Genomic DNA, 16953 nt, shown 5'->3' with positions numbered 1-16953 from the left:
AGTGCGGGCCCCGCCCAGGGCCCGCACCGCCCGCACCCCGCCCACCCGCGTGGCGGCCGTGAGCACGGACGGCGCACGTGCCGGACGCCCGACGTCAGGCGGCACCGCCCTCCGCAACGGGCTCGGAGGACATGGCCACCGCCGGGACCGGCACCGGGGTGCGCGCCTCCTCCCAGGCCAGCACCGTGACCGCGGCGAGCAGCACCACCGTGCCCGCGAGCGTGGCGGCCGTGAGGTGTTCGCCGAGCAGGGCGACCGCGATCGCCGCGGCCGAGACCGGTTCGATCAGGGCGATCACCGAGACGGTGGCCGCGCGCAGCACGGCGGCGCCCGCGAAGTACAGGGCGTAGGCGAGGGCGGTCGGCACCGATGCCAGGTAGCCGAGGAGCAGCAGAGTCCGGGTGAGATCCGCCGCCTGCGGCAGCAGCCCCTCGGCCGCGGCGGCGGGCAGCAGCACGACGGCGCACAGTCCGAACGACCACAGGGACGTGTCCAGCGGGTCGGCCGCGGTCCCCAGGCGGCCGTACCACCGGGTGAGAAGCGTGATCGCGCCGTAGCCGGCCGCGGAGAGCACCGCGAGGGCGACACCGGCCGGCCGCACCGCCGCGCTCCCGCCGCCGAGGACGAGGACCGCGAGCCCGCCCAGCGCCCCGGCGACCGCGCAGGCGCCGCCGCGCCCGAGGCGCTCCCCCATCGTCAGCCGCGCGGTCACGGCGATCAGCACCGGCCCCGAGCCGAGCGTGACCACCGTCGCGACGGCGAGGCCGGTGGCCTTCACCGCGCAGAAGTACGCCACCTGGAAGAGCGTCAGACCCGCGCCGGTGGTGACGATCCGCACGGCGCCGCGGAGCCGCCGGGGTGCGTCGACCGCGGTCGCGGCGAGGTCGGCGGGTGCCGCCGCCCGCGGGCGGCGGGCGGCGCGGGCGCCGAGCAGCAGCACGAAGCCCCCGGCCGCCCGCCAGAAGGTCAGCCCGATCGGGCCGAGGCCGCTGCCGTCGTAGAGCAGCGCGGCGGCCGCGCCCGCGGTGCCCCAGGCGGTGGCGGCGAAGACGACGAAGAGGAGCGCGCGACGGGCCGGCAGTGCGGCCCGGACAGGCGTGAGGGACACGAGAGTTCTCCCGCAGGGAAAGGGGTGGGTGAAGGCGTCACCGTCTGCGGGCAGCACTCACTCGCCTGCCGGACCGGGACCGTCGCACGTCGTGCGCCGACCGGTCAGGGACAGGCGGAATCTTCGGTGGTGGCAGCGTGCCCGCGCTCAGCGGGCAGGCGGCGGAAGAACAGTGGAGTGCACGCCGTCACCCTATCCCCCAGCAGCACCTTGAGGCCGTGCGGACGGTACGCACGCACAGGCCGAGCTCAACGGCCGGCCCCGGCGGGCGACTTCATGTCGCCGGCTCCCGATGGCCGGAGCTCCCCTGCGATGCGGGCGGTGACCCGGTGAGGCACTGCCCGGCACGGCGGGACACCTCACCCGGGCGGCTGGTCCGCGGTCCTCCGTGACGCAAGCGGCACCCCACGACCACGCGCTGCCCGGGGCGGCGGCCGGACCGCCCGCGCGCCCACCGGCTCGACTCCGCGCGCCGGTCGGCGCGTCACGCGCCCGCCACCTCGACCTCGCCTTCGGCGGACGCGGGGGCCGATGCCGATGCCGGCGCGGAGGCGGAGGCGGACGCGGAGGTGGACGCCGGCAGGGAGCCGAGGTCCGGCACCGCACCGAGCGGCACGTCGTCGTGGGGTGGGGTGGCCGCGGACGCCGAGGTCTGGGCGACGAACGCCCCGCACAGGACGAGGGCGCCGCCGAGGACCTGGATCGTGCCGAGGTGCTCGCCGAGCAGCACCCACGCGAGGACCGTGCCGACGACGGCCTCGATGCAGGCGACCACGCCGGCGACCTGCGGGCTCAGCCGGCGGACCGCCATCACTCCGGTCAGGTACGCCACGACCGTGGCGACGAGCACGATCCACGCGATGAGCAGCACCGCGGGAACGTCGTGGGTGCCCAGAGCCACGCGCCGGGACAGGCCGGAGTAGGGGATCTCCCAGGGCCGGGCGAAGGCGGCGAGCACGACGGTGCCGATGATCAGGCCGTGGGCGATGACAGCGACGGGGTCGGGCGTCTCGCCGTCCACGGAACGCGCGTCGGCGAGGACGAAGTAGGCGACCTGGCAGCAGGCCGCGCCGAACGCGCACAGCAGGCCCAGCGCGTCGAAGGCGAGGCCGGACCAGATCTCGACGACGCCCGCCATGCCGGCGACCGCGAGCAGCACGCCGGCCGCCGCGGCCCGGTGCACGGGGCGGCGCTGGACGAACCGCACCCAGCCGAGCAGCAGCGCCGGGCCGAGGTACTCGACGAGGATGGCGACGCCGACCGGGATCCGGGAGATCGCCACGAAGTACAGCGCCTGGCAGCCGGCGACGCCGAGCAGGCCGAACCCGAGCAGCAGCCCGGGCCTGCGCGGCAGCAGCGCCCGGTGCCGGACGGCGACGGGCAGCAGGATGAGCGCCGCGCCGGCGACCCGCAGCCACACCACGTGCAGCGGGTCGAACCCCGCCTCGATCAGCGGCTTGGCCGCCACGCCCGAGCCGCCGAACGCGACGGCCGACAGCAGGGCGAGGCCAAGGCCCCCGCTCCTCCCCTGAGATACGTGCATCGGGTCATGATGTCAGCTCGCGACAGGACCGTCACCCCGGTAGCGGCTGACATCCAGTCCGGCCGCACGCAGCACCTCGCGCGCCCGGCACGCGGGGTCGGCCGCGAGGGCGTCCAAGAGGTCGAGCCCCGTGGCCCGGGTCCTTCCACGCCGCCGGGCGAGGTGCACGGCCCGGCGCACCGCCGCCGCGGCGGCCGGGCTCCAGCCGCCCTCCTCCACCGCGCCGGACCCGGCCACGCACCCGGCCGGTCGGGGCACCGCAACCGGCCCGGGCAGCGGCACCGGAACCGGCACCAGTGCCGGAACGGCACCCGTCTCCTCCACGGCGCCGCTCCACCGCAGCCCGTAGCCGATGCTGCGCTGCACCAGATAGCCGAGCACCCGCGGCATCCGCCCGGTGCCGCCGTCGCACGCCTCGCGCGCGGCAGGGTCGCCCTCCAGCAGCGAGTGCAGCAGATGGGCGGTGTCGACCAGCCGGTCGCCGTCCCGTGTCGCCCGGCGCCGCGCACCGGCCGCCACCGCGCGCACGCCGGGCGTCAGGCGCCTGTCGTCGGCGAGCCGGGCGAAGTCGAGGGGCGGTCCGTGGCTGCTGTACACGGCCTCCACTCCATCAGGCCCGCCCGCCGGGCACATCGCCTCAACGGGCCATCCCTCCCCACCCCGGAGGAGGGCCGGAGGGCGTGTCGCCTCCTTCGCGGGGATGAGTCATGGCCACAGCAAGGTGCGGGTCCAGCCGTCCCCGGAGCGCGTGTACCGCACGCGCAGGTGGAAGCGCGCGGGGTCGGCCTGGAAGAACTCGGCCTCCTGGGCCCGCAACCGGTACAGGGTGTGGCCGTCCGGCACGCGGCCGGGTTCCGCGGCGATGAGGTCCTGTGCGGCTCGCCGGGCGCGGTCGTACTCGCCGGGGCCGCTGAGCGGCAGGCTCGTCCGGCCGGTGAACCCGGCGGCGCGGGAGGCGGCGGAACGGCCGAGGTAGTCGCGCCGGGCCGCGTCCTCGCCGAGCGTGCCGACGGTTCCGGTCATCCGGATCTGCCGGCCGTGCGCGGGCCAGTACCAGGTCAGCGCCGCGCGGGGGTTGGCGGCCAGGTCCCGGCCCTTGGGGCTCTCTGCGTCGGAGGCGAACAGGCAGGCGCAGTCGGCGGTGTCGACGCCGCGCAGCATCAGTACGCGCGCGCTGGGCACGCCGTCGCGGCTCGCGGTGCTGAGCGTCACGACGTGCGGTTCGGGCACGCCCTCGGCCAGGGCCCGGTCGAGCCAGCGGGCGAACAGCGGTCCCGGTGTGTTCGGGGCGTCCTCGGGGGCGAACCGCGGCAGCGGCCCGGCCAGGACGGGGGCGGCGCGCATCCGGGCCAGCAGCGCCTCGTCGTCGGCTGCCGTGTCGCGGCCGCCGCCGTCCCCGGGTTCCTCGCCGTCCATCGGGCCTCCCTTCGGTGCCGGAGGACCATCACACACCACGCGCCGGGCCGGTGGCGGGACGTTCCGCCTCCGGCCCGGCGCGCCGGGTGGGTGTCCGGCCGGGCCGGGGCCCGGCACGGGATCAGTGCACCGTCACCGTCGTGGTCTGGGTGCCGGCGGTGAAGACGTAGTCCCCGCTCGCGACGGCCTGCGGTGCGCTGCCGTCGATGTCGCCCGGGGTGACCGCCAGCCTGCTGGGCGGCACGTCGAGGGCGACCGTGCGGGACTGCCCGGCGTCCAGGTGCACCCGGGCGAAGGCCACGAGCTTGCGGGACGGCGACAGCACGTCGCTGGACGGCTGCGAGACGTAGACCGGCACCACCAGGTCGCCCGCGCGGGAGCCGGAGTTGGACACGCCGACCGACAGGTGGATGGTGTCCTTGGCCCGGGCGGTCGCCGAAGCGGCCTTGATCGAGGCGAAGGTGTAGGTGGTGTAGGACAGTCCCGCGCCGAACGGGTAGGCGGCGTCGTACGAGGACTCGGGGCCGCCGTTGGTCCCGGGCAGCTGCTGGTAGTACAGCGGCTCGTTGCCGATGTCCTTCGGCCAGGACGCGCTGAGCCGGCCGCTGGGATTGACCGCGCCGAACAGCACGTCGGCCACGGCCTTGCCGCCCTCGCTGCCGGGCAGCCACGACATCAGCAGGCCCTGCGTGCCGTCGGCGTCGCCGAGCACCAGCGGGCGGCCGGCGATGACCACGGTGACGACCGGCTTGCCGGTGGCCTTGAGTGACTTGACCAACGCCTGCTGGTCGGCGCTGAGTTCGGGCCGCGGGCTGTCGGCGGCGCCTTCGGCGGCGGCCTTCTCGCCGACCACGACGACCGTCAGGTCCGCGTCCTTGGCCTGGGCGACCGCGTCGTCCGCCGTCTTGGCCTGGACGACCTGGGTGCCGGACGGCGCGGCGGCCTTGATGCCCTGCAGCACCGTGGTGCCGGGCGCCTGCACACCGTCGGGCACGCCCTGCCAGCCGACCGTCCAGCCGCCGAGCTGGTCGTTGATGTCGTCGGCGTAGGAGCCGGCGACGACGATCTTCTTGGCGGACGAGGAGACGGGCAGCACGTTGCCGTCGTTGCGCAGCAGCACCTGGGACTCGTCGGCAGCCTGGCGGGCGAGCGTGGTGTCGGCGCCCAGGACGGCGGCGTCGGCCTTCGAGGCGTCCACGTAGGGGTGTTCGAAGAGCCCGAGCTGGAACTTGAGCGTGAGGATGCGCGCGACGGACTGGTCGATCCGCTGGACGGAGACCAGGCCGCGGTCGACGGCGGTCTTCAGGCCGTCGCTCCAGCCCTGCGCGTCGTAGGGCTCCATCGCCATGTCCAGGCCCGCGTTGACGGCCTTGGCGATCGCCTCGGGGTAGTCGGCGGCGACGTGGTAGGAGGTCTGCAGCGCGCGGACGTCCTGCCAGTCGCTGACGACGACGCCCTGGAAGCCGAACTGCTTGCGCAGCACGGTGGTCAGCAGGTAGCGCGAGCCGGTGGCCGGAACGCCGTTGATGGCACCGGAGTTGACCATCACGGTCTTCGCGCCGGCGTCGATGGCCTGCTTGTACGACGGCAGCAGGGTGTCCTGCAGGTAGCGGATCGAGACGTCGCCGGGCACGCGGTCGTGGCCGTTGCCGGGCTCGCCGTAGCCGGCGAAGTGCTTGACGGTCGCGGCGACCTTCTTGGCGCCGTCGGCGCCCTGGATGCCCTTGACGGCGGAGGCGGCCAGCGTGCCCGACAGCAGCGGGTCCTCGCCGTAGGTCTCGTAGTAGCGGCCCCAGCGCTGGTCGCGGGCGATGTCGGTGACCGGCGCGAAGTTCCAGTCGATGCCGGTGGCGGCGACCGCTCGGGCGGTGGCGGCACCCGCGGCGCCGGCCAGCGAGGCGTCCCAGGTCGAGCCCATGCCGATCTCCTGCGGGAAGATCGTGGCACCCAGGACGTTGTTGTGCCCGTGCACGGCGTCCACGCCGTACAGCACGGGGATGTGCAGCCGCGAGTTCGTGACGGCGTACTTCTGCACCGCGTTGACCATCTTCGCCCAGTTCTCGGGCGTGTTGACCGCGGGACCCGCGCCGCCGCCGGAGAGCACGGAGCCGGCCGCGTTGTCGACGAGCACGCTCTTCATGCAGGAGTCGGTGAAGTCGCCGCCGCTCCACTGGCAGTCGCCCTGCATGCGGACGACGGAGATCTGGTCCATCTGACCGATCTTCTCGGCCAGCGTCATGCGGTGGAGCAGGTCGTTGACGCGCACGTCGATCGGCGCGTTCGGGTTGGTGTAGGTCGGGTTGTCGCCGGCCTGGGCGGGAACCGAGGCGACGGCCGCCACGCACGCGGCGGCGGTGGCGAGCGTGAGCAGTCCTTGGGCCCGCAGTCTTCGTGGTTTTGCTGGCATGTCAGGAGTCCCGTTCCGCGTAGGGGTCCCGGCAGGCCGGGACCTGTGTGCCGTAAACGTTTCCAAACGGGCGGCAGTCTGTCCTCGTGCTCACTGATCGTCAAGACTGTACGCAGGAGGTGTTTTCGTTCACGCTGGATGCGACGCCTCCCCGCAGGTCGGCCACCTGTCCACTCACGCAGAACGGGTACTTCGTGAACATCCGTGAACTCGCCCGCCGCAGCGGTGTCTCGACCGCCACCGTCTCGCGGGCGCTCAACGACCGGGCCGAGGTCAGCGAGGCCACCCGCGAGCGGATCCGGCGGCTGGCGACGGAGTTGGGCTACGCGCCCAACGAGCCGGCCCGCACCCTGGTGCGGCGCCGCTCGGACACCATCGGCCTGGTCTGGGACAGCGGTCAGGAGGCGCAGGGACTCCACAACCCCTTCCTGCTGGGCCTGTTGAGCGCGGTGCGCACCGCGCTCTCGGAGGCCGACTACCACCTGATGCTGCTGACCACGCCCGCCCCCGAGGACCCCGAGGGCACGCATCTGCAGGCGGTCAGGCGGCACAACCTGGAGGGCGTGATCGTGCTGACCACGCCTCCGGACGACCGCTTCCTGCGGCTGCTCGCGGCTTCGACGGTGCCGTGTGCGGGCATCGACACCGCGTTCACCGGGCCCCGCACGGTCCGCGTCAGTTCGGACAACGCGGCGGGCGCGGAGGCGGCGGTGGAGCACCTGTACGCGCTCGGGCACCGGCGGATCGCCACCATCACGGGGCCGCTGCACCTGCCCCCGGCGGCCGAGCGGCTGGCCGGCTACCGCAGGGCGTGCGCCCGGCTGGGGCTCGGCGTGCCCGAGGCGTACGTGGCCGAGGGGGACTTTTTCCTGGCCAGCGGGCAGGCGGCGGCGCGCCGGCTGCTGGAGGTCGCCGAGCGGCCGACCGCGATCTTCGCGGCGGGCGACCAGATGGCCATCGGCGCGCTGCACGCGGCCGCCGACGCGGGCCTCGCGGTACCGCGGGACCTGGCGGTGGTGGGCTTCGACGACATCGACGCCGCATCCCTGGTGCGGCCCGCGCTCACCACCGTTGCGCAGGACCAGCGGGCCCTGGGCGAGGCCGCGGTCGCGGCGCTGCGCGGGCTGCTGGACGCGGAGCCGGGCGCGGGCGCGCAGCCGGCGCAGGCGCGGATCGTGCCCACCAGGCTGGTGATACGCGGATCGAGCCGGTCCGGGGCGTAGCGCTCCGGACCGGCTCGACCGGTCTGCGGGGCCCGCGGGACGGCCGTGCCGCACCGCGGGCCGTTCACGGGTCAGTCCTGCTCGGTGTCCTCGTCCGCGAGGATGAGGTACAGCCGCTTGCGGGCCTCGTTCACCACGACCAGCGCCTTGTCGCGCTGCTCGGGCGTGCCGGTGGCCCACACCTGGCGGAACGCCTCGACGAGTCCGCCGCCGGCCTTCCTTATCTCGTTGAGGGCGTCCCAGTCGACGCCGCGGCCGGGCTCCTCCCACGGGGCCTCGGGACCGGAGTCGGCCTCGGTGCGGCCGGCCTCGGTGAGCGTGAACAGCTTCTTGCCGCCCTCGCTCGCGCTGGTGATCAGGCCCTCGTCCTCCAGCAGCTGAAGCGTCGGGTAGACCGAGCCGGGGCTCGGCTTCCACGCGCCGCCGCTGCGTTCGGCGATCTCCTGGATCATCTCGTAGCCGTGCATCGGCCGGTCCTTGAGCAGCGCCAGGATCGACGCGCGGACGTCGCCGCGCCTCGCCCTGCCGCCGCCGCGGTGCCCGCCCCTGCCCCGGCCTCCCGGGCCGAAGGGCCCGCCGCCGAAGGGAGGTCCGAACGGCCCGAAGGCCGCCCTGCGGGCCTCGCGCTCGCCCCACCCGTGATGGCCGGGGCCGCAGTGCCCGTGGTGGTGATCGTGTTCATGTCCTTGGGTACGCATGATGTCGCTCCTTCCATCGTTGATCGTTCGCGACACGTCAACGATATATCGGAACCTGTCGGAAGGCAACACCCCTCGGCGGCCGGCCGGGGCATCCCTCCTGGCCTGCGCGAACCCGCGGTCCGCCGGAATCCGGGTACGGTGGCCGGTGTGCAGCAGGACCTCTCCGATCTCGTGCGCCTGCGCCGGGCCCGCGATCTGATGGACCGCGACTACGCGGAGCCCCTGGACGTGCCGGCACTGGCGCGGTTCGCCCTGATGTCGCCCGGCCACTTCCAGCGCAGCTTCCGCGCGGCCTTCGGCGAGACGCCGTACAGCTACCTCATGACGCGCAGGATCGAGCGCGCGAAGGCGCTGCTGCGGCGCGGCGACCAGAGCGTCACCGAGGTGTGCATGGCGGTCGGGTGCACCTCGCTCGGGTCGTTCAGCTCGCGCTTCACCGAGCTGGTCGGCGAGACCCCGAGCGCCTACCGGGCCCGCGACCACAGCGAGGGCGCGGCCGTCCCGGCCTGCATCGCCAAGATCCACACCAGGCCGGTCAGGAACGGAGAAGCCAGGCCGTCCGGCGCTTCGTAGCGTGAGGGGCATGGACATCTCGCTTGCTCAGTGCTTCATCGCCGTCGACGACCACGACCAGGCCGTCGCCTTCTACCGCGACACCCTCGGACTGGAGGTCCGCAACGACGTCGGGTTCGGGGGGATGCGGTGGGTGACCGTCGGCTCCCCCTCCCAGCCCGGCGTGGAGATCGTGCTCGAACCGTCGGTCGCCGATCCCAACGCCCCCGAGGCCGACCGCGAGGCCGCCGCCGATCTGCTCGCCAAGGGCCTGCTGCGCGGCGTCATCTTCAGGACCGACGACGTCGACGCGACGTTCGAGAGGGTCCGCGCCGCCGGCGCGGAGGTGATGCAGGAACCGATGGACCAGATGTGGGGCGTCCGCGACTGCGCGTTCCGCGACCCCGCGGGGAACCAGGTGCGCTTCCACCAGCCGCGCGCCCGGTAGGCACCGCACCTGGCGCTTCCCGGTCCGACGTGGGCCCGTTCCGTCAGGCGCCGGTCCGTCGCGGGCCCGCCCGTCAGGCGCCGGCCCGCCACAGGTTCGCCGCCTCGACCCGGCCGCACACCCGCAGCTTCGGGTACGCGTGCTCCAGGTGCTTGTCGACGGTGCGCGGGGAGATCGCCAGGCGGTGCGCGATCTGCTCGTTGGTGAGACCGTGCGCCAGCAGGGTCAGCACCGCCGCCTCGCGCCGGGTCACCAGCGCGCGGACCCCGGCGGGGGCGGACCGCGCGTCCGCCGGCCCGGACGCGTGCGCCAGCCGGCCCATCGCCCGGCCGAGCCGGTCGCGCAGCATCGCCGCGGTCGCCAGGTCCGCGTCGGTGAAGTCCCCGTGCCGCCGGCTGACGGCCAGGCACACCGTGCGCGGCACCCCTCCGCTGCGGCCGCCCGGGAACGACATCGCCAGCTGGTGCTCGGCGCCCAGCGGCCGGTACACCTCGTCGTAGACGGCCATCGCCGTGACGTCGGCGCGGCTCTGCAGGTCGGAGCGGCGCACAGGGAAACCGGGGCCCCTGGTGGTGTGGGCGACCAGCGGGTCGGCGCCGGCGCCGCGCTCGAACGCGGCCAGCAGCGGGGCGTCGAGGAGGTCCGCGGGCAGGCTCACCGGGCCGGCGCGGACCGGGTGCGGCGCCCAGACGATGCTGTCGCCCGGAACGGCGCGCAGCAGCAGCGGGAGGAGCGCCGGGACCAGCGTGTCCTCGTCGACCGCGTCGATCAGGAGGTCGAAGACGGCGAGCACCCGCCGCAGCGCGGCCTCCCCGGCCGTGGTCATACCTCCAGCGTGACCAGCGGGCAGGGCCCGGTCAAGGCGGGACCGGGCGCGTGGTGGCCGCCGGCGCCGCGGCGCTCAGCGGGCCAGCGCGTAGACGCGGTTGACCGGGCTCTCGGCGGTCAGCGTCCAGTGGTGCAGACCGGCCGAGTCGGCGATCCGCCGCATCGGCTCCTCGCCCGCGTGGTTGCCCAGCGCCTGCGGGCCGTGCTGGGCGAGTGCGGACGGCAGGCAGACCGCCACCGAGGCCGAGGTCAGGCCGCGGCCGATGGGGTGCACGTTCTCCTCCACGTCCGCGGAGGCGTTCGGCTCGACGAGCATGCACTGCCCGCCGTCGGCCAGCGCGTGCTCGGCCTGCCGCAGGGCGGCGCCGGGGTCGCTCATGTCGTGCAGGCAGTCGAAGAAGGTGATCAGGTCGAAGCCGTCGCCGGGGAAGTCCTGGGCCGTGGCCACGTCGAACTCGACGCGGTCGCTGACGCCCTGCTCGGCGGCGAGACCGCGGGCCGCCTCGATCGAGGGGCGGTGGAAGTCGAAGCCGTGGAAGTGCGAGCGCGGGAACGCCTTCGCCATCAGCATCGTCGAGTGCCCGAAGCCGCAGCCGACGTCGGCGACCTTGGCGCCGCCGCGCAGCTTCTCGACCACACCGTCCATCGATGCCAGCCACTCGGGGACGAGCGAGGCCGCGTAGCCGGGCCGGAAGAACTTCGCGGTGCCCTCGAACAGGGCCGGGGCGTGCTCGCCCCAGCCCACGCCCTCACCGGTGCGGAAGGCGTCCATCAGCACGTCCTCCGTGCCGTAGAGGGCCTGGAGCATGGTGAACATGCCCGCCGCGTACGTCGGGACGTCGGGGTCGGCCAGCACCGCCGCGTGCGCCGGGGGGAGTTCGTACGTGTCGTTCGCGTGGTCGTGGTCGACGTAGGAGCCGGCGACCTGGGCGGCGAGCCACTCGCGGACGTACCGCTCGGACAGGCCGGTGCGGTCGGCGAGTTGGGCGGAGGTCAGCGGTCCCGCCCCGGCCATCGCCGTGTACAGACCCAGGCGGTCGCCGAGCGACGTGCACAGGCCGGCCATCGCGGCGGCGCCGTCGGTGATGACCTGTTCCAGGAACTCCATCACCTGTTCTTCCGTGGGCTGTTGGGCCTGCGCTCCCCGCCGCGCGTCCTGGTCCGCGGCTGCCGCGCCCTGCCCGTTTCCTGCGGTGGCGGTCATGACGCCCACCTCCTCGTCCTCCACTCCAGCAGAGGCCGCGACCGCCGCACAATACGGACTTGTCCGTACCAGAGGGCTTTCGTCACGATCGACGATGCTCTGCACAGGTGCGGGCGGACTCGTCGGCCTAGACTCGAGGGCAAGGAGGAGGTGCGTCATGCGCAAAGTCGCCGACTGCCGTGAATACCCCAGCGAGTCGAACTGCAGCCTCACCATCGCCGGTGAGGAGGACGAGGTGATGCGTGCCGCCAGCGAGCACGCGGTGTCCGTGCACGGCCACACCGACGGGCCGGAACTGCGCGAGCAGATCAGGGCCACGCTCAAGGACGAGGTCCCGCAGCACGCCTGAACCACGGGCAAGGGATCTTCCCCACGTCGCCGCCCGCGAACGGGCGGCGACGGCCGTTCCCAGCCCCTAGAGTCGCCGCATGCGGATCAGAATCGTCGACGCGTTCACCGACCGGCCCTTCGGCGGCAACCCCGCGGGGGTGCTTCTGGTCGGCTCGGACGAGTTCCCGCCCGAGGCGTGGATGCAGCAGGTGGCGGCGGAGATGAACCTCTCCGAGACCGCCTTCGCCCACCCCCTGACCGGCGCACCGGACGCCGGGTGGGCGTTGCGCTGGTTCACCCCGGTGACCGAGGTCGGCCTGTGCGGCCACGCCACCCTGGCCACCGCCCACGTGCTGCGGACCACGGGAGCCGACGGCGGCACGATCCGCTTCCGCACCCGGGCCGGCGTGCTGTCCGCGGAGACCGGCGGTGACGGCACGATCACCCTGGACTTCCCCGCCGCCCCGCTGACTCCCACCACCGCCCCCGACGGCCTCGCCACGGCACTCGGCGCGCAGCCCCTGCGCGTGCTCGACACCGGACCCGACTGCGGCGACCTGCTCGTCGAGGTCGCCGACGAGGCGACGGTGCGCGCGCTGACCCCGGACTTCGCGGCGCTGGCCCGGCTCTCGGAGCGCGGGATCATCGCCACGGCGGCGGCGGACGACCGGAGCCGCGGCTACGACTTCGTCTCGCGCGGCTTCTTCCCCGCCGTAGGCATCGACGAGGACCCGGTCACCGGCAGCGCCCACACCGCGCTGGCCCCGTTCTGGTCCGCGCGGCTGGGGAGCGACGTGCTGACCGGCCTCCAGGCGTCGGCGCGGTCCGGGCTGGTCGCCACCCGCCTGCTCGGCGACCGCGTGCTGCTGACGGGCTCCGCGGTCACCGTCGTGGACGGCGAGCTGCACGCGGTGCCCTGACCGGCAGCACCGCCCGCACCCGGCGCCCGGGGCTGTCCGACACACAGCGCCATCCGCCCGCAGGGCGAGGCCCGGGGGGCCTGGTGGTGCGATCGCCAGGCGGAAGGTGGGGGCACCTCCCGGCCGCCAGGCGGGGGGACAGCGTGCGCGCCAGGCCCCGCGGGGCAGGCGGGATGTGTCAGGCAGGCGCCCGGGCGCGGCTCAGCCCGTGGGCAGCCAGCCGACCTTCCCGGCCAGCAGCGCGTAGCCGACGAAGGCCACCGTGTCGATGAGCGAGTGCGCGGCGACCAGGGGACCCACCCGGCCCCAGCGCCGGTACAGCAGGACGAAGACCACACCCATCGCCATGTTCCCGAAGAAGCCGCCGAGCCCCTGGTAGAGGTGGTACGAGCCGCGGAGCACCGCGCTGGCGGCCAGCGCGCCGGCCGGCGTCCAGCCCAACTGCCCCAGCCTGCGCAGCAGGTAGCCGACGACGATGGTCTCCTCGAGCACGGCGTTCTGCACGGCGGACAGCACCAGCACGGGGATCTTCCACCACACGTTCGGCAGTGACTCCGGCACGACGGTCAGGTTGAAGCCGGCCGCCCGCACGCCGAGGTAGAAGGCCAGCCCGATCCCGCCGATGACGGCCGCGACGACCGTGCCGCGCAGCAGGTCGCGGCGCGGCTGGGTCCGGTCGAAGCCCATCACCGGCATCCCGACGCGCTCGCGGGCCAGCAGGTGGGCCACCAGCGCCACCGGCACCAGGGCGCTGGCGATGCCGAAGAGCTGCCAGGCGAGGTCGAGCCAGGGACGGCCCGGGGCCGCGGAGCTGACGAGGGTGGCCGACTGGTTCTTCAGCGCGCCGGGGCGGGTCACCGAGCCGATGAAGCTGATGAGCGCGGAGACCCCGCTGGCGCCCAGCGACAGGCCGAGCACGATCAGCGTCTCGCTGCGCAGCGTCCGCGGTTCCAGCCGCGTCTCCAGCTCGTATGACTCAGCGTGCACGGGCCCTCCAGTGTCGTCGTCCCGCCTGCGCGCCGTCCGCACGCGAAAAGGGTCTCCGCAAAAGATACGAAGATCCCGCTCCGCCGGGCGGAGCCACCCCCCACCTCAGGCGGTGCCGTCGGGCCGGGAGCGGCGCGGGGACGGTGACACGGGAGGGCGGTTCAGCCGGTGGGCCAGGTGTGGACCGGCTCTCCCGCCTCCGTCAGGTCGCGGTAGCGCTGGGTCATGGTGGCCAGGGCGGTCCGGCGGTCGGCGCCGCGCTCCAGCAGGCGGTGGAAGACCTCGGCCTGCCACTCGGCGCCGTTGGTACGGCGCCGGCACCGCTCCTCGATGATGCCCAGGTAGCGGTCGCGGTCCACCGGGTCGATGCCCCAGGCGTCCAGGCCCGCGGCGGCCAGCGGCAGCAGCTCGTCGCGGATCAGGTCGGCGGCCGGCACCTCGGCGAGCGCGCTGCCGCGCCCGCGCGGCCAGTGCAGCACGGCGCCGATGCCGTCCCGGCAGGCCGCGTCGAAGTTGGCCGCGGCGGCGTCGAACGGCATGCGCTGCCACAGCGGGCGGGGCGCCTCGGCCAGGGCCCGCACCAGGCCGTAGTAGAACGCGGCGTTGGCCAGGACGTCGGCGACGGTCGGCCCGGCGGGCAGCACGCGGTTCTCCACCCGCAGGTGCGGCACCCCGTCGACGACCTGGTAGACCGGCCGGTTCCAGCGGTAGATGGTCCCGTTGTGCAGGGTCAGCTCGCGCAGCCGCGGGATGCCGCCGTCGTCGAGCACCTTCAGCGGGTCCTCCTCGTCGCAGATCGGCAGCAGCGAGGGGAAGTAGCGCACGTTCTCCTCGAAGAGGTCGGACACCGAGTCGATCCACCGCTCCCCGAACCAGGTGAGCGGCCGCACGCCCTGGGCCCGCAGCTCCAACGGGCGGGTGTCGGTCGCCTGCTGGAACAGCAGCGGCCGCGTCTCGCGCCACAGCTCGCGGCCGAACAGGAACGGGGAGTTGGCCGCGGCGGCGATCTGCGGGCCGGACACCGCCTGTGCGGCGTTCCACACGGCGGCGAAGCGGCCCGGCGTGACCTGCAGGTGCAGCTGGGTGGAGGTGCAGGCGGCCTCGGGCGCGATGGACGAGGAGGTGTAGACGAGGTGCTCGACACCTTCGATGTCGACGGTGATGTCCTCGCCCCGCATAGCCAGGATGCGGTCGTTGAGCAGGGTGTACCGGTCGGCCCTGGACAGGTTCGCCGAGACGAGGTCCTGCGCCTCAAGAGTCGGCAGAATTCCCACCATCACGATGTGTGCACCCACTTCACGCGCCATCCGGTCGGCGTAGCCCAGACCGGTACGCAGTTCCTCCGCCAGCCGGTCGAGGACCCGGCCCGATAGCGGGTGGGGCGCGATGTTCACTTCAATATTGAACTGTGCCAGCTCGGTCTGGAAATCGTGGCTCGCGATGCGCTCCAGCACCTCTTCGTTCATCATGCGGGGCAGCCCGGCGGAATCGGCGAGATTCAATTCGATCTCCAGGCCCATGAGATTGCGTGGCCGTTCGAATCGCCGTTCGTCCAACAGCCGCTCCAGCCCCAGCAGACACTGCTGCAGCTTGCGCCGGTACATCCGGCGGTCGGCCAGGTCGAACGCACCGGCCACGACCTTCTCCCCCATCGGAGCTTCCCTCCCGCTAGCGGTCCCCCACGGAGGATGCCCACCCAAATGATCGATAACGCCACACCCGATCGGTCCTGCACGCTACGCTTGCTCTGTGCAGCACCACGCGGCACCTGACAGCGGCACATTCAGGCGCGGGAGACCTGCGTAAACCCCGTCGAAATCGACCGACGGGTTCCGGCCGACCGTGACAGGCAGAAAAATGCACCGGTCGCCCCATACCCTGCGGGAATGCCGGGGAGCCGCCTGTCAAAGAAGGCGAATTCTCGCCTTGCGCGTAATACTGGCAGCGACTAGACGAAACACGGAGCGAACACGCGTCGTATAAACTCCGCGCACAAGGCAAAGACTCCGCCCTCGCCGGACGTGCCCGTGCCGGACATCCCCCCAGGACCCACGGCGCCGTCCGCATCCCCACCCCGCACCACCTGTGTCTCCCGTTGTGTCTCCAGAGTGAGAGGCGACATCATGCCGCTGCTTGTCCCCCCTGCACCCGCTCCTGCCCTCCTGAGCGTCCTCGCGGCGCTCAGTTCGCCCACCGCGGTCCTGGAGGCGCGTACCCCGGCCCTGCGTACCGCGGAGGGGCCGCTGGACGCCGAACACCCGCTGCCTGTCCATGTGTTCGAACCGGCATCGGTTCCCGGTGCCCTTCCCCAGGCGCGGCTGACCGGCTGGCGGTTCCATATCCGGGTGGGGGCGCGGGTCGCCGCGGCGGGCGAGACGGTGGCGACACCGGACGGATGGGTGTTCTCACGCTTCTCCGAGGGCCCGTACCTGGTGTCCACGGAGCGGGCGCTGCGGCAGGCGGACGCCCTGCCGGCCACGTACCAGCCGCACCTGCTGTCGGTGCCCGGCCTGTACATGCTGGCGCTGTGGCTGCACGCGGTGCCGCGCGCCGACGCGGCCACCGCCCAGCCCGACCCCGCGGACCTGCTCATCCCGCTGGCGCCGGCACCGCCCGGGATCGCCTCCCACCGGGTGTACCGCCTGGTGGAGCTGGCGCCGGTACTCAACGTACGGCTGGCACCGCCGCCGCTGGCCGGCTCTCCGGCCTGACCGGCGCGGGGCCCGCGCCCCCGAACGCGGTACTGTGCCCCCTCGCCGATCCGGCGAGGGGGCACAGTACCGCGTGGCGGCGCGCAACCGCCCGCGCGAGTGACGCGTCATCCTCCAATGAGGACCGGCTCGGGGAAATCCCTGCGGAATCACCCCGGCAGGACAACACTGGGACCGCCGCGCACGATCGGGGGGACGGACGTGAACGAGGCAGGCAGCGCGACCGAACGCACCACTCACCACTCACACGAAAAGACACCGACGACCATGTGCCAGCACCAACCGCAGTGCCCCGCCGCCGACTGCTCCGACCGGGAGGCGGCCCGCACCGTGGCCCACCACCCCGAGCAGGGCTGGAGCCTGTTGTGCAACGGAGTACTGCTCTTCGACGACACCGGGGAGCTGCTCCCCGACGGCCGGATCATCGCGCCGCACCGCCCGCTGGACAGCGGCCGGATCACCAAGGCGGCCTGAGGCCCCCGGGCCTCCCCCCGCGCACGCAGCGCGGTCGCACACCCGAGCCGGTTCCCCGCTCCTGGAGGAACCGGCTCTGCCATGCCCGGCGGCGGGCGGCC

17 protein-coding genes are annotated in these 16953 nt (G+C 73.8%); 7 read left to right on the top strand and 10 right to left on the bottom strand.

Annotated features, from left to right (window positions below; all coding sequences use genetic code 11):
* Positions 1-94 precede the first annotated feature (94 nt).
* The 5 genes from BMW99_RS11065 to BMW99_RS11045 all read right to left on the bottom strand — a co-directional run bounded on the left by BMW99_RS11065 (position 95) and on the right by BMW99_RS11045 (position 6474).
* Entirely contained in the window at positions 95-1108 is a 1014-nt protein-coding gene (locus BMW99_RS11065) for a DMT family transporter (protein ID WP_075016715.1), read from the bottom strand.
* 484 nt (positions 1109-1592) lie between these two features.
* Complete coding sequence (locus BMW99_RS11060) at positions 1593-2651, bottom strand: EamA family transporter (RefSeq protein WP_069466459.1); 1059 nt, start codon at positions 2649-2651, stop codon at positions 1593-1595.
* A 12-nt stretch (positions 2652-2663) separates the two neighbouring features.
* Complete coding sequence (locus tag BMW99_RS11055; protein ID WP_407640283.1) at positions 2664-3248, bottom strand: peptidase; 585 nt, start codon at positions 3246-3248, stop codon at positions 2664-2666.
* Between the two features lie 108 nt (positions 3249-3356).
* Positions 3357-4067, bottom strand: coding sequence for a pyridoxine/pyridoxamine 5'-phosphate oxidase (locus BMW99_RS11050; protein WP_069466460.1), 711 nt, complete (start codon positions 4065-4067; stop codon positions 3357-3359).
* A 121-nt stretch (positions 4068-4188) separates the two neighbouring features.
* Positions 4189-6474: a glycoside hydrolase family 3 N-terminal domain-containing protein gene (locus BMW99_RS11045; RefSeq protein ID WP_079138902.1), complete on the bottom strand. Its 2286-nt coding sequence runs from the start codon at positions 6472-6474 to the stop codon at positions 4189-4191.
* A gap of 194 nt (positions 6475-6668) precedes the next feature.
* Between BMW99_RS11045 and BMW99_RS11040 the strand changes: the two genes are divergently transcribed.
* Complete coding sequence (locus BMW99_RS11040; protein ID WP_069466462.1) at positions 6669-7697, top strand: LacI family DNA-binding transcriptional regulator; 1029 nt, start codon at positions 6669-6671, stop codon at positions 7695-7697.
* Positions 7698-7768: 71 nt separating this feature from the next.
* On the opposite strand, the gene BMW99_RS11035 is transcribed toward BMW99_RS11040, so the two are convergent.
* The gene (locus BMW99_RS11035; protein ID WP_069466463.1) at positions 7769-8395 is read right to left on the bottom strand and encodes a PadR family transcriptional regulator; all 627 of its coding nucleotides are present in this window, start codon (positions 8393-8395) and stop codon (positions 7769-7771) included.
* Between the two features lie 201 nt (positions 8396-8596).
* Between BMW99_RS11035 and BMW99_RS11030 the strand changes: the two genes are divergently transcribed.
* Both BMW99_RS11030 and BMW99_RS11025 read left to right on the top strand, forming a co-directional pair.
* On the top strand, positions 8597-8971 hold the full coding sequence (locus BMW99_RS11030; RefSeq protein ID WP_069466467.1) for a helix-turn-helix transcriptional regulator: 375 nt from the start codon (positions 8597-8599) through the stop codon (positions 8969-8971).
* 10 nt (positions 8972-8981) lie between these two features.
* The gene (locus tag BMW99_RS11025; RefSeq protein ID WP_069466466.1) at positions 8982-9398 is read left to right on the top strand and encodes a VOC family protein; all 417 of its coding nucleotides are present in this window, start codon (positions 8982-8984) and stop codon (positions 9396-9398) included.
* A 73-nt stretch (positions 9399-9471) separates the two neighbouring features.
* On the opposite strand, the gene BMW99_RS11020 is transcribed toward BMW99_RS11025, so the two are convergent.
* A complete protein-coding gene (locus BMW99_RS11020; RefSeq protein ID WP_069466464.1) occupies positions 9472-10224 on the bottom strand; it encodes a helix-turn-helix transcriptional regulator in 753 nt (250 codons plus the stop codon).
* A gap of 75 nt (positions 10225-10299) precedes the next feature.
* Positions 10300-11334 carry a class I SAM-dependent methyltransferase gene (locus BMW99_RS11015; RefSeq protein ID WP_069467259.1) on the bottom strand — a complete coding sequence of 345 codons (1035 nt, stop codon included), beginning with the start codon at positions 11332-11334 and terminating at the stop codon, positions 10300-10302.
* A 253-nt stretch (positions 11335-11587) separates the two neighbouring features.
* Between BMW99_RS11015 and BMW99_RS11010 the strand changes: the two genes are divergently transcribed.
* On the top strand, positions 11588-11779 hold the full coding sequence (locus tag BMW99_RS11010; RefSeq protein ID WP_069467258.1) for a DUF1059 domain-containing protein: 192 nt from the start codon (positions 11588-11590) through the stop codon (positions 11777-11779).
* 79 nt (positions 11780-11858) lie between these two features.
* A complete protein-coding gene (locus BMW99_RS11005; protein WP_075016714.1) occupies positions 11859-12680 on the top strand; it encodes a PhzF family phenazine biosynthesis protein in 822 nt (273 codons plus the stop codon).
* A 201-nt stretch (positions 12681-12881) separates the two neighbouring features.
* Here the strand turns inward: BMW99_RS11005 and BMW99_RS11000 are convergent, their stop codons facing one another.
* Entirely contained in the window at positions 12882-13667 is a 786-nt protein-coding gene (locus BMW99_RS11000; RefSeq protein ID WP_069465402.1) for a CPBP family intramembrane glutamic endopeptidase, read from the bottom strand.
* 161 nt (positions 13668-13828) lie between these two features.
* Positions 13829-15319: a glutamate--cysteine ligase family protein gene (locus tag BMW99_RS10995; RefSeq protein WP_069465403.1), complete on the bottom strand. Its 1491-nt coding sequence runs from the start codon at positions 15317-15319 to the stop codon at positions 13829-13831.
* 471 nt (positions 15320-15790) lie between these two features.
* On the opposite strand from BMW99_RS10995, the gene BMW99_RS10990 reads away from it, so the two are divergent.
* Together BMW99_RS10990 and BMW99_RS10985 are read left to right on the top strand one after the other, a co-directional pair.
* On the top strand, positions 15791-16378 hold the full coding sequence (locus BMW99_RS10990) for a hypothetical protein (RefSeq protein WP_069465404.1): 588 nt from the start codon (positions 15791-15793) through the stop codon (positions 16376-16378).
* Positions 16379-16645: 267 nt separating this feature from the next.
* Positions 16646-16852, top strand: coding sequence for a DUF5999 family protein (locus BMW99_RS10985; protein WP_069465405.1), 207 nt, complete (start codon positions 16646-16648; stop codon positions 16850-16852).
* The last annotated feature ends 101 nt before the right edge of the window (positions 16853-16953 follow it).

This window comes from Actinacidiphila rubida (assembly GCF_900110255.1).
GTDB lineage: Bacteria > Actinomycetota > Actinomycetes > Streptomycetales > Streptomycetaceae > Actinacidiphila > Actinacidiphila rubida.
Note: the sequence above shows the minus strand (reverse complement) of the source record. Positions and strands in the feature narration are given on the sequence as shown.